At 54.9% G+C, this 12,636-nt stretch carries 13 protein-coding genes; 7 read left to right on the forward strand and 6 right to left on the reverse strand.

Features of this window, described 5'->3' with window-relative positions:
• Positions 1–10 precede the first annotated feature (10 nt).
• Positions 11–847, reverse strand: a complete 837-nt coding sequence (gene xapA / locus ACVV26_RS15715; RefSeq protein ID WP_474798157.1) for a xanthosine phosphorylase — start codon at positions 845–847, stop codon at positions 11–13.
• Between the two features lie 174 nt (positions 848–1,021).
• Between xapA and ACVV26_RS15720 the strand changes: the two genes are divergently transcribed.
• Positions 1,022–1,357 carry a FlxA-like family protein gene (locus ACVV26_RS15720; protein ID WP_474798158.1) on the forward strand — a complete coding sequence of 112 codons (336 nt, stop codon included), beginning with the start codon at positions 1,022–1,024 and terminating at the stop codon, positions 1,355–1,357.
• Here ACVV26_RS15720 and ACVV26_RS15725 read toward each other — a convergent pair.
• Complete coding sequence (locus tag ACVV26_RS15725) at positions 1,348–2,289, reverse strand: LysR family transcriptional regulator (RefSeq protein ID WP_474798159.1); 942 nt, start codon at positions 2,287–2,289, stop codon at positions 1,348–1,350. The genes ACVV26_RS15720 and ACVV26_RS15725 overlap by 10 nt on opposite strands.
• Positions 2,290–2,375: 86 nt before the next feature.
• Between ACVV26_RS15725 and ACVV26_RS15730 the strand changes: the two genes are divergently transcribed.
• Positions 2,376–3,374 carry a bile acid:sodium symporter family protein gene (locus ACVV26_RS15730; RefSeq protein WP_474798160.1) on the forward strand — a complete coding sequence of 333 codons (999 nt, stop codon included), beginning with the start codon at positions 2,376–2,378 and terminating at the stop codon, positions 3,372–3,374.
• A 2-nt stretch (positions 3,375–3,376) separates the two neighbouring features.
• On the opposite strand, the gene ACVV26_RS15735 is transcribed toward ACVV26_RS15730, so the two are convergent.
• The 3 genes from ACVV26_RS15735 to zipA form a co-directional block, all read right to left on the reverse strand.
• The gene (locus ACVV26_RS15735; protein WP_312982995.1) at positions 3,377–3,589 is read right to left on the reverse strand and encodes a DUF3820 family protein; all 213 of its coding nucleotides are present in this window, start codon (positions 3,587–3,589) and stop codon (positions 3,377–3,379) included.
• 1 nt (position 3,590) lies between these two features.
• Positions 3,591–5,609: an NAD-dependent DNA ligase LigA gene (gene ligA / locus ACVV26_RS15740; RefSeq protein WP_474798161.1), complete on the reverse strand. Its 2,019-nt coding sequence runs from the start codon at positions 5,607–5,609 to the stop codon at positions 3,591–3,593.
• 69 nt (positions 5,610–5,678) lie between these two features.
• Positions 5,679–6,644 carry a cell division protein ZipA gene (gene zipA / locus ACVV26_RS15745; protein ID WP_474798163.1) on the reverse strand — a complete coding sequence of 322 codons (966 nt, stop codon included), beginning with the start codon at positions 6,642–6,644 and terminating at the stop codon, positions 5,679–5,681.
• Positions 6,645–6,872: 228 nt separating this feature from the next.
• Between zipA and cysZ the strand changes: the two genes are divergently transcribed.
• From cysZ to crr, 5 genes are all read left to right on the forward strand, one after another.
• Complete coding sequence (gene cysZ, locus ACVV26_RS15750; RefSeq protein ID WP_474798164.1) at positions 6,873–7,634, forward strand: sulfate transporter CysZ; 762 nt, start codon at positions 6,873–6,875, stop codon at positions 7,632–7,634.
• A gap of 162 nt (positions 7,635–7,796) precedes the next feature.
• Positions 7,797–8,768, forward strand: coding sequence for a cysteine synthase A (gene cysK, locus ACVV26_RS15755; RefSeq protein ID WP_312982991.1), 972 nt, complete (start codon positions 7,797–7,799; stop codon positions 8,766–8,768).
• 384 nt (positions 8,769–9,152) lie between these two features.
• Complete coding sequence (gene ptsH / locus ACVV26_RS15760; RefSeq protein WP_002463574.1) at positions 9,153–9,410, forward strand: phosphocarrier protein Hpr; 258 nt, start codon at positions 9,153–9,155, stop codon at positions 9,408–9,410.
• A gap of 43 nt (positions 9,411–9,453) precedes the next feature.
• Complete coding sequence (gene ptsI, locus ACVV26_RS15765) at positions 9,454–11,181, forward strand: phosphoenolpyruvate-protein phosphotransferase PtsI (protein WP_474798166.1); 1,728 nt, start codon at positions 9,454–9,456, stop codon at positions 11,179–11,181.
• A 43-nt stretch (positions 11,182–11,224) separates the two neighbouring features.
• Complete coding sequence (crr, locus tag ACVV26_RS15770) at positions 11,225–11,728, forward strand: PTS glucose transporter subunit IIA (RefSeq protein ID WP_312982989.1); 504 nt, start codon at positions 11,225–11,227, stop codon at positions 11,726–11,728.
• A 53-nt stretch (positions 11,729–11,781) separates the two neighbouring features.
• Here crr and pdxK read toward each other — a convergent pair whose 3' ends face one another.
• Entirely contained in the window at positions 11,782–12,627 is an 846-nt protein-coding gene (pdxK, locus tag ACVV26_RS15775) for a pyridoxine/pyridoxal/pyridoxamine kinase (protein ID WP_474798167.1), read from the reverse strand.
• Positions 12,628–12,636 lie beyond the last annotated feature (9 nt).

Here is a 12,636-nt window from a genome sequence, read left to right on the forward strand (position 1 = left end):
TGTAAATCCCTTATATACGGGGTAATTTGCCCAGAAAACCGCAAATTAAGTCGATAAAGTTTTGCCGGGAGAGTTCCGCTGCCGCCAGGGTTTGACTGTGGGATAAGGTCACGTCACTCAGTCCTTCCGCCATATTCGTTATCGCCGCTACCGCGACCACTTTCAGGCCGCAATGGCGGGCGGAAATCACCTCTGGTACCACCGACATCCCCACCACATCACCACCGATAATCTGCATCATGCGGATTTCCGCTGCGGTCTCAAAGTTGGGGCCGGGGTAAGACACAAATACACCTTCGTGGAGCGGGAAGCCCTGATGCGCGGCCGCCTGTTGCAACAGCGCACGGTAATCGGCGTCATAGGCATTGGCCAGCGAGAAAAAGCGCTCACCGAACCGCTCATCATTCGGCCCCACCAGCGGAGAGCCCGGCATCATATTGATATGATCCGTTAGCGAGACCAGTTGGCCAGGCCCTACCGCAGGGCGCAGCGACCCCGCCGCGTTGGTGCAAAACAACAGTTCGCATCCCAATAATTTGAAAGTACGGATGGCCCCGGTCATCACGGACATTCCTCGTCCTTCATAGAAATGACCGCGCCCTTTCATACAGGCAACGTTGATGCCCGCCAGTTGGCCTAGCACCAGCTCTCCGGCATGGCCGTGTACGGTGCTGACCGGGAAACCGGGCAATTTTTGAAAGGAGATGGCAACCGCATCGGTGATCTGGTCGGCTAACGCCCCCAGCCCGGAGCCGAAGATAAACGCAACGCGGGGAGTAAAATCAGGTTTATGTGCGCGAATGATTTCAGCGCAGAGATCGGGATGAGAGTGCAGAATCGCAGTCATAACATTTCCTTCAGAGTAATAAGTCTCTGAGTTATAACGACAGACCACGGCTAACAACCAATACACTTTGCCCGACCAATCAATAGCGTTTTTATATCAATTGTTCTGCGCCAGATACTCAAGTTATTAAAAAACGGGCCGATAGAGTCGTACTGGCAAGAAAAGGAGGCTCAAATGACAACGATATCTACCACCACTTCAGTACCCACCAGCAGCGGCGGAAGCAGCGCATCCCAGGGCAACAGCCTGGCGGCGCAAATCACCCGCCTTACCCAGCAAATCACCAAACTCACCCAACAGTTGAAAGACATTCCCAACAGCAGCGGCAGCGCTGAGCAGAAGCAAAAGCAGCAAGAGCTGCTCCAGACGCAGATTAAAATGCTGCAAGCCCAGCTGGCGCAGTTGCAGCGCCAGCAGGTGGAAGAAGCCCAGAAGAAACAAGAACAGCAAAGCAGCACCGCAAGCGTTAACGCGCCGGCCAGCGATCGCCAGGTTGATGTTTACGTCTGATCGCCCGGCACGTTAAACAGCGGATCGTGGATGCGCGCCTGGGTCAGGCACTGGGCCTGCGCGCGTACCACGTCCCAAATGGCCTGCGCCGCACCGGACAGCGATCTTTTCTTACGTTGCACCAGCATCAGTCGCCGTTCGATAACCGGCGTTAGCGGTTTGACCACCAGGTGACAGCCCTGCGGCAAAGGCAGCGCCAGCGCGGGCAGCACGCTAATACCAATCCCCGCCTCCACCATAGGAAACAGCGTCGCCGGATGGCCAATCTCCTGGACAATACTGGCTTCAATACGCTGGCGGTGAAGCGCCGCGTCGATCAATGGACGGCTTCCTGAGGCATAATCCTGTAAAACCAGCGGCTGGTCTTGCAGCGCCTGCCAGGGAACATGTCGTTGCTGACTGAAAGGGTGATCCTCACGGCATAATAATAAAAACGGCTCTGAAAGCACCGCCTCGCATTGCAGATCGCTTACCGGGCCCGGGTCAATCACAATGCCGAAATCCACCTCGCCCTGACGAATACTCTCCAGTACCCACTGCTGCGGCCTGTCGTGCAGCACAAAATCGATTTCCGGGTAGTCGCGATTGCTTTGCGCGATGCACTGCGGAATTAAGTGCGCGGATATCGTCTGGCTGGCCGCAACGCGCACCGTCCCCGATAGCTGCTGCCCTACCCGTCCGGCATCGCGTAGGGTACTGTTCAGCTCATCCAGTAAGCGCTCCAACCGCGCAGCAAGCTGATGCCCGGCCTCGGTCATTACGACTTCCCGGGTGGTGCGATCGAACAGCCGCACGCCGCACTGGCGCTCAAGCTCTTTTACACTGTGGCTCACGGCGGATTGACTTAAGCCAATGATGTCTCCGGCGCGGCTGAAACTTTTGGCCTGCGCGACGGTAACAAAGGTGCGCAACTGGCGCAGTGAGACATTCATACATTTCCTTCATGAATGGATGCAATAAATCAATTTTATTTCTCAAAATGAAAAACGCAAAATAACACCTCGACTCAGGAGAGATTATGAAACTTTTGCGTATCCTCGATCCGTTTACCATCACGCTGATTACCGTGGTGTTACTGGCTTCGTTCTTACCGGCACGCGGCGGATTCGTTCCGTTCTTCGAAGGGCTTACCACGGCGGCCATTGCCTTGCTCTTCTTTATGCACGGCGCCAAGCTATCGCGTGAAGCGATTATCGCGGGCGGCAGCCACTGGCGGTTACATCTTTGGGTGATGTGCAGTACCTTCATTCTCTTCCCGGTGCTTGGCGTGCTGTTCGCGTGGTGGGCACCGGTCAACGTCAGCCAGGAGCTCTACACCGGGTTCCTCTATCTGTGCATTTTGCCTGCTACCGTACAGTCTGCTATCGCCTTTACCTCGCTGGCGGGCGGCAACGTTGCGGCGGCGGTCTGTTCGGCTTCGGCATCAAGCCTGCTGGGGATTTTCCTGTCCCCGCTGCTGGTCGGGCTGGTGATGAATATGCACGGCGCGGAAGGCAGCCTTGAGCAGGTCGGCAAGATTATGCTGCAACTGCTGCTGCCGTTTGTGCTGGGCCATCTGTCGCGCCCGTGGATTGGTGGCTGGGTGGCGCGTCATAAAAAATTGATTTCGGTCACCGATCAGACCTCTATCCTGCTGGTGGTCTATACCGCCTTCAGCGAGGCCGTCGTTAACGGCATCTGGCACCAGGTGGGCCTGGGTTCGTTACTGTTTATCGTGGTGGTCAGCCTGGTGCTGTTAGCCATCGTGTTAGTGGTGAACGTGGTGGTCGCCCGCAAATGCGGCTTCAGCAAAGCTGATGAGATCACCATTGTGTTCTGCGGTTCGAAGAAAAGCCTGGCCAACGGCATCCCGATGGCCAACATTCTGTTCCCGACGTCGGTAATTGGGATGATGGTGCTGCCGCTGATGATTTTTCACCAAATCCAGTTGATGGTCTGCGCGGTACTGGCGCGGCATTATAAACATCAGACCGAGCAGTTGCAGGCGCAGGAAAATGCCCGCGCCGCAAAAGTCTGAGGCTACTTCCTGAGGGGCTGAACCAGATGCGTCAGCCCCTCGGTTTTGATCAGTAACGTTATCGACAGTAGCTCGCCCAGCCGCCCGGCTGGGAATTGATCCTTGCGGGCGAACCACAGCAAATACTCTTCCGGCAAATCAATTAGCCTGCGGCCTTTGTATTTACCAAACGGCATCTCAGTATTGGCGATAGCGATGAGCTGCTCTTTTTCCATGTCATTCACCCAGCAGGCGCATCATTTCGTCTTCGTCGATCACTGCAATGCCCAGTTCCTGCGCCTTCGCCAGTTTTGAGCCCGCCGCTTCCCCGGCAATCACCAGATCGGTTTTTTTCGACACGCTGCCCGCCACTTTCGCGCCGAGGGCTATCAGCCGCGCTTTGGCGTCATCGCGCGAAAGCTGGCTCAGCGAGCCGGTCAGCACCACCGTTTTCCCTGCGAACGGGCTGTCGATCTCTTCGGCTTTGATCACCAGCGGTTCAGGCCAACTGATACCGATATCTTCTACCAGCTGGCGGATGACTTCACGGTTGCTCTCTTCCTCGAAGAAGTTAAACACATGTGTCGCCACCACAATCCCTACGTCCGGGACTTTTTGCAGCTCTTCAATGCTGGCCTTTGTTAACGCGTCCAGGTTGCCAAAGTAAGACGCCAGCCCTGCCGCCGTGGCCTCACCCACTTCACGGATGCCCAGCGCGTACAGGAAGCGCGCAAACGTGGTGGATTTGGCTTTCTCCAGCGCGTCGACCACGTTCTGCGCCGATTTCGGCCCCATACGATCCAGGCCGGTGAGTTTTCCGGCGGTTAACCGGAACAGATCCGCTGGCGTATGGACGTACTCTTTCTCAACCAGCTGATCGATGATTTTGTCGCCCATGCCGTCAACGTCCATCGCCCGGCGGGAAACAAAATGCTTCAGGGATTCTTTACGCTGCGCACCGCAAATCAAGCCGCCGGTACAGCGCGCCACCGCTTCGCCCTCGACGCGCTCCACATCGGAACCGCAAACCGGGCAGTGCGTCGGGAAGGCGACTTCGCGGGTCTCCTCCGGACGCTCGGAGAGCACCACGTTGACCACCTGCGGGATCACATCTCCGGCGCGGCGGATCACCACTTTATCGCCTATACGCAGCCCCAGCCGTTCAATCTCGTCTGCGTTGTGCAGCGTGGCGTTGCTGACCAGCACGCCCGCCACCTGAACCGGCTCAAGACGCGCGACTGGCGTAATGGCACCGGTGCGCCCGACCTGGAACTCCACATCACGCACAAAGGTCAATTGCTCCTGAGCCGGGAATTTAAAGGCCACCGCCCAGCGCGGGGCGCGCGCCACAAAGCCCAGTTGCTCCTGCAAATCCAGTGAATCGACTTTGATTACTACACCGTCGATATCAAAACCCAGCTGCGGTCGGTCGGCCTCGACCTGATGATAAAATGCCAGCACCTCTTCCGGGCTCTGGCAAAGGCGGGTGCGATGGCTTATCGGCAGGCCCCATTTGGCAAACTGTTGCAGGCGCTGATAGTGGCTGGCTGGCAGTTCGCCGCCTTCCAGAATGCCAATGCCGTAGCAGTTAAAAGTCAGCGGACGTTTTGCCGTAATGCGCGGATCGAGCTGGCGCAGCGATCCCGCCGCCGCGTTGCGCGGGTTGGCGAAGACTTTACCGCCGGTGCGCCGGGCCTCTTCGTTGATCTTTTCAAATCCGGCCTGAGGCAGGAAAACCTCACCGCGCACTTCCAGACGCGCCGGAATATCGTCGCCGCGCAGTTTCAACGGGATCGCCCGTACGGTACGAATATTAGATGTAATATCTTCCCCGGTTGTGCCGTCACCACGGGTAGCGGCGCGGACCAGCAAACCATTTTCGTACAGCAGGCTCACTGCCAGGCCGTCAAGCTTGAGCTCACAGCAGTAAATCAGGGCTTCGCTGCTTTTTAACCGGTCCTGCACGCGCTTGTTGAAGGCCAGAAAGCTGCTTTCATCGAACACGTTATCCAGCGACAGCATCGGCACTTCATGGCGGATTTGGGTGAACGCCGTCAGTGGCGCGGCACCAACGCGCTGGGTTGGCGAGTCCGGAGTAATTAATGTGGGGTTATCCGCTTCGAGGGCGCGCAATTCATTCATCAACCGATCGTATTCAGCGTCCGGGACCTCAGGCGCATCCATCACATGATACAAATATTCATGATGGCGAAGCGTGGTTCTAAGTTCAGTCAGTTTTTGTTCTATTGAGTCCATATCACACCACCAATGAAAAAAACCCCCGACGATGCGGGGGCTTAGAGAATGTTGTTCACCGCACACACGTTATGCGTTGGCTTCTTTCACTTCGCGGATTCGATCCTGGTATTCACGCAGTTTTTGCGGCGTCATCATGCGTCGCTGATCGTCCAGCACCACGCCGCCGACTTCATCGGCAATGTGCTGCGCAGACTGAAGCATCAGCTTGAAGTTCTGGATCTCATCGCCGTAGGAAGGCACCTGCATAAAGATGGTGACGCCAGGCGTCGCGAACGTATGCATATTTTCTGGATCGAAAGACCCCGGCTTGACCATATTCGCCAGGCTGAACAGTACCGGGCCGCTGCCGTCCGGGCTCAGGTGACGATGGAAAATGTTCATTTCACCAAACGTGAAACCTGCCTGCTGGATGCTGTTAAGCAATACGTCGCCGTTAAGCTGAGTACCCGCGTGAGCCGAAACGTTCATCACGATAACGGTCTCTTTCAGGCGCGGTTTTTCAGGTGCCGGCGCGGGAGCGGGTTCAGGCTGTGCCACAGGCTCTGGCTGAGGCGCATGGGTCACTGGCTGCTGTTGCGGCGCAGTTGGCTGCGGCTCCTGCGGCCTTGCTACAGGCTGAACTGGCGCTGGCTGCGGCGCAGCGGGGGCCTGCTGAACAGGCTGTGGCTGCACCGGCGCGCGTTGCTCAGGTTCCTGAGGACGAGCCACAGGCTGGCGCGGCTGCGAAGACGCGTAAGGAGGCTGGTAGTTATGCTGCGGCGCTTCCGGTTGGCGAGGCGGCTCAGGTTCCCGGGAGACGCTGTCATGATCGGGTGCAACGCGGCGAACACGCACTTCACCGACCCCTTCGTCTTCCATGTCGTCGCCATCATCATCAGAATCGTCATCACGCCTCGACTTCATCCGTTTAATCGGACGGTCGCGGAACACAGAAGAGCGTTCCTTACGGCTGGTCCACAGGCCGTGCACCAGTAAGGCTATTATGGCGATTGCGCCAACAATGATTAATATCAGACGCAAATCCTGCATCATTATATTCTCTGTTGTTCTAACACCTTGCCACTGCGGCAAACATTTACTCACTAAGAGTATTTGCCCATCTGCTCAAGTGCAAGTCCACTCACGTTTTTCTCCGCATAAAGATGAAATAAAACGTGTTTTTTGCTGTTTTTTCGACCATTTCCGAACTGGCGATATTTCCGGGCTCGGTTAAGATAGCCTGCGTTGACCCTGGCTGATATTAAAGGAGTAAGCCTCAATATGGTTTCACAATCCGGCGGCACGCCGCGTAGCGGTCTGTATTACTTTTCTCAGGGCTGGAAACTGGTCACTCTGCCAGGCATTCGCCGGTTCGTTATCCTGCCGTTACTGATCAACATTTTGCTGATGGGCGGCGCGTTCTGGTGGCTGTTTTCCCGGTTTGATGTCTGGATCCCGCAGTTGATGTCCTATGTGCCTGACTGGCTGCAATGGCTGAGCTATGTCATCTGGCCGCTGGTGGTGCTTTCTGTGCTGCTGATCTTCGGCTATTTCTTTTCTACCCTGGCGAACTGGATTGCCGCGCCGTTTAACGGCCTGCTGGCGGAACAACTCGAAGCGCGCTTAACCGGCGCTACCCCGCCGGATACCGGCGTGTTCGGCATCATCAAAGACGTGCCGCGCATTATGAAGCGCGAATGGCAAAAGCTTGCCTGGTATTTGCCGCGCGCCATCGTCCTGCTGCTCCTCTACTTTATCCCCGGCATCGGCCAGACCGTCGCACCGGTGCTGTGGTTTTTATTCAGCGCCTGGATGCTGGCCATTCAGTATTGCGACTATCCTTTCGATAACCATAAAGTGCCCTTTAAAGAGATGCGCATCGCCCTGCGCGAACGCAAATTTACCAATATGCAGTTCGGCGCACTGGTCAGCCTGTTTACGCTGATTCCGTTTTTAAATCTGGTGATTATGCCGGTAGCGGTGTGCGGTGCTACCGCGATGTGGGTGGACTGCTACCGCCGCCGCCATGCGCAGTGGCAATAACCGTCAGGCACTGAAACGAGACGGCTTATGCCGTCTCTTATTCTATAATGGTCATCATTATTTCTCATCAGCATATAGATATGCGAATTACTTACTTCCCCCTGGTAGGGAAGTGCGTATGCTAACTCTGTTTCCCAAATTTCATACAGTTAAGGACAGGCCATGAGTAAGATTTATGAAGATAACTCGCTGACTATCGGTCATACGCCGCTGGTTCGACTGAACCGTATCGGTAACGGACGCATCCTGGCGAAGGTAGAATCACGCAACCCAAGCTTCAGCGTCAAATGCCGCATCGGTGCCAATATGATTTGGGATGCCGAAAAACGTGGCGTACTGAAACCGGGCGTAGAGCTGGTTGAACCCACCAGCGGCAACACCGGTATCGCGCTGGCGTATGTCGCCGCCGCACGCGGTTACAAACTGACCCTGACCATGCCGGAAACCATGAGCATCGAACGCCGCAAGCTGCTGAAAGCGCTGGGCGCGAACCTGGTGCTGACTGAAGGCGCGAAAGGCATGAAAGGCGCAATTCAGAAAGCGGAAGAAATTGTCGCCAGCGATCCGGCAAAATACCTGCTGCTTCAGCAGTTCAGCAACCCGGCGAACCCGGAAATCCACGAAAAAACCACCGGCCCGGAAATCTGGGAAGACACCGATGGCCAGGTAGACGTGTTTATCTCCGGCGTGGGTACGGGCGGTACGCTGACCGGCGTGAGCCGTTATATCAAGAACACCAAAGGGAAATCCGAGCTGATCACCGTGGCGGTCGAGCCGACCGATTCCCCGGTTATCGCCCAGGCGCTGGCTGGCGAAGAGCTGAAACCAGGCCCGCACAAAATTCAGGGTATCGGTGCAGGCTTTATCCCGGGCAACCTGGATCTGAAACTGATCGATAAAGTCGTCGCGATCACTAACGACGAAGCCATCTCCACCGCGCGTCGCCTGATGGAAGAAGAAGGCATTCTGGCGGGTATCTCTTCCGGCGCTGCCGTTGCTGCCGCGCTCAAACTTCAGGAAGACGAAGCCTTTACCAACAAGAATATTGTGGTTATCCTTCCGTCTTCAGGTGAGCGTTATCTGAGCACCGCTTTGTTTGCCGATCTCTTTACTGAGAAAGAATTGCAACAATGATGCCAGATTGTTAATTGTGAATAAAAAAGCACCTTTTAGGGTGCTTTTTTGTGCCCTGCTTCAAACTTTCACCGCTCCTGGCATTGCCTCATCTCGCTGGCTCTGGTATTTAAGCATCAATTTATTTCGATGCGTGAAATTAATCATTATTGGATTAGTATCGGCTGAATCGATTTAATGATTTGGTTAAGCTTTGTTATTAGCTGCATAATGATTGATGACGAGCGAAACGCGGGTCGCTTCACGGCGCCGTGCGATTTCGCAGTTCTGGCATTCTGTGTCGCGTTGCCTTGAACGAACGCCGGCACAACTTTCAGGCTAAAGTGTGGCCGCCAGGCTAGACTTTAGTTCCACAACACTAAACCTATAAGTTGGGGAAATATAATGTTCCAGCAAGAAGTTACCATTACCGCTCCGAACGGCCTGCATACCCGCCCTGCTGCTCAGTTTGTTAAAGAAGCGAAAGGCTTCACGTCTGATATCACTGTGACCTCCAACGGCAAAAGCGCCAGCGCAAAAAGCCTGTTCAAACTGCAAACTCTGGGTCTGACCCAGGGCACCGTGGTAAGCATCTCTGCGGAAGGCGAAGACGAGCAGAAAGCTGTTGAGCATTTAGTAAAACTGATGGCTGAACTCGAGTAAGTTCCGGGTTCTTATTAATATCAGTCACAAGTAAGGTAGGGTTATGATTTCAGGCATTTTAGCATCCCCGGGTATCGCTTTCGGCAAAGCACTGCTGCTGAAAGAAGATGAGATTGTCATCGACCGGAAAAAGATTTCTGCCGATAAGGTTGATCAGGAAGTTGAGCGTTTCCTGAGTGGGCGTGCCAAGGCCTCTACGCAGTTAGAAGCGATCAAAGTCAAAGCCGGCGAAACTTTCGGTGAGGAAAAGGAAGCCATCTTCGAAGGCCACATTATGTTGCTGGAAGATGAGGAGCTAGAGCAGGAAATCATAGCCCTGATTAAGGACAAGCTCATCACTGCCGATGCGGCAGCTTATGACGTTATCGAAGGCCAGGCGACTGCGCTGGAAGAGCTCGATGACGAATACCTGAAAGAGCGTGCGGCTGACGTGCGCGACATCGGTAAACGCCTGCTGCGTAATATTCTTGGCCTCGCCATTATCGATTTAAGCGCGATTCAGGACGAAGTGATCCTGGTTGCCGTCGATCTGACGCCGTCTGAAACCGCACAGCTGAACCTGAAAAAGGTACTGGGTTTCATCACCGATATCGGTGGCCGTACTTCCCACACCTCTATCATGGCACGTTCCCTGGAACTGCCTGCCATTGTGGGTACCAGCAGCATCACCTCTCAGGTGAAAAACGGCGACTATCTGATCCTCGATGCGGTAAACAATAAAGTTTACGTGAACCCGAGCGATGAAGAGATCGAAACCCTGCGCAACATTCAAACGCAGGTTGCTGAAGAAAAAGCAGAACTGGCGAAACTGAAAGACCTGCCGGCCATCACCCTTGACGGCCACCAGGTTGAAGTTTGCGCCAACATCGGCACCGTGCGCGACGTCGCAGGCGCTGAGCGCAACGGCGCGGAAGGCGTGGGTCTGTACCGTACCGAATTCCTGTTTATGGATCGCGACGCGCTGCCAACCGAAGAAGAGCAGTTCGCTGCTTACAAAGCCGTGGCGGAAGCCTGCGGTTCTCAGGCGGTGATCGTCCGGACTATGGACATCGGCGGCGACAAAGAACTGCCGTACATGAACTTCCCGAAAGAAGAGAACCCGTTCCTGGGCTGGCGTGCCGTGCGTATCGCCATGGACCGCAAAGAGATCCTGCGCGATCAGCTGCGTGCCATCCTGCGTGCCTCCGCTTTCGGAAAACTGCGCATCATGTTCCCAATGATCATCTCCGTTGAAGAAGTCCGTGTGCTGAAAACAGCGATCGAGACCTTCAAGCAGGAACTGCGCGATGAAGGCAAAGCCTTTGACGAATCTATTGAAGTTGGCGTGATGGTGGAAACACCGGCGGCGGCGACAATTGCGCGTCATTTGGCCAAAGAAGTCGACTTCTTTAGTATCGGAACGAACGATTTAACACAGTACACCCTGGCAGTTGATCGCGGTAATGATATGATTTCACATCTTTACCAGCCGATGTCGCCGTCTGTACTGACTCTAATTAAGCAAGTGATTGATGCATCTCATGCAGAAGGTAAATGGACCGGAATGTGTGGTGAGCTTGCAGGCGACGAACGTGCTACACTTCTGTTGTTGGGGATGGGTCTGGATGAATTCAGTATGAGTGCCATTTCTATCCCGCGTATCAAGAAGATAATTCGTAATACGAATTACGAAGATGCGAAGGTGTTAGCAGAGCAGGCTCTTGCTCAACCGACAACGGACGAGTTAATGACGCTGGTTAACAAGTTCATTGAAGAAAAAACAATCTGCTAATCCACGAGATGCGGCCCAAATTACTGCTTAGGAGAGAAGGCTAATGGGGTTATTTAGTAAACTGTTCGGTGACAAAGGCAATAGCGACACCGGAACCATTGAGATCGTTGCTCCACTGTCTGGCGAAATCGTTAATATTGAAGATGTGCCGGATGTAGTGTTCGCGGAAAAAATCGTTGGTGATGGTATTGCTATCAAACCAACCGGTAACAAAATGGTTGCACCGGTTGACGGCACCATCGGTAAAATCTTTGAAACCAACCACGCCTTCTCTATCGAGTCCGATAGCGGCATTGAGCTTTTCGTTCACTTCGGTATCGATACCGTTGAGTTGAAAGGCGAAGGCTTCAAGCGTATCGCTGAAGAAGGTCAACGCGTGAAAGTTGGCGATCCGGTTATCGAATTCGATCTGCCGCTGCTGGAAGAGAAAGCCAAATCCACGCTGACGCCGGTTGTTATTTCCAATATGGACGAAATCAAAGAGCTGAATAAGCTGTCTGGTAGCGTGACCGTAGGCGAAACGCCGGTAATCCGCATCAAGAAGTAATGCTGCTTTAGTAAAAATGGCGCCGAAAGGCGCCATTTTTTTATCCTGCTCACTCAGGGATGTTCCGGCAGCGCCAGTTCATCAAACCCTAACGCCAGCGTGTGGCGCATCACGTCGACAACCCGGTCGCTCGCCCCTTTCACTGCTTCGGGAAGGCTCACGCCCTGTAGCAGTTTACCCGCCAGCGCCGAACAGAACAGATCCCCCGTCCCTTTCAGCTCCGCATTGACGCGCGGATGAACAAACACCTCGATATTTTGCGCTGTCACCAGAGCTACCTGCATACGGTCAGACGGCAGATCGTCGCCTGGCGCGCTGGTGACCGCTACCCACTTTGTGTTCCCGGTCAGCAGCGTTCTGGCGGCGTCTACTGCCTGGGCTAAGGTGGGGCTGGCGCGGCCCGTCAGGCGCTCCAGTTCAAAGGCGTTAGGCGTGATGCCGGTCGCCAGCGGCAATAACCGCTCGCGATAGGCCTGCGGCAATTCTTGCTTCACATAGATGCCGCTGTCGGTATCACCCATTACCGGATCGATTATCACCCAGAGATGCGGATAGCGTTCGCGCACCTGCTCAAGCCAGCCGGCGAGGATCTCCGCCTGCCCGACGCTGCCGAGGTAGCCGGTAATAATCCCCTTCACATGCCGCACCGCATCGCGTTCCAGCAGCCCGGTAAGATAGCCTTTAAACCACTCGTCAGGAATGGCTCCGCCGTACAGGCTGGGATAATGCGGCGTGTTGCTGAGCAGTACCGTGGGAACGGCCATAGCCCTGAAGCCTGCCTGTTGCAGCGTGGGAATGGCGATACTGTTGCCCACGCTGCCGTACACCACCTGCGACTGAACGGAAATAATATCCGTGCGCAGCGCACGCTGCCCGTCGCCAAATAAGATTGCGGTCATCCTTTTATC

This window comes from Atlantibacter sp. MEI4A-1023 (assembly GCF_056155425.1).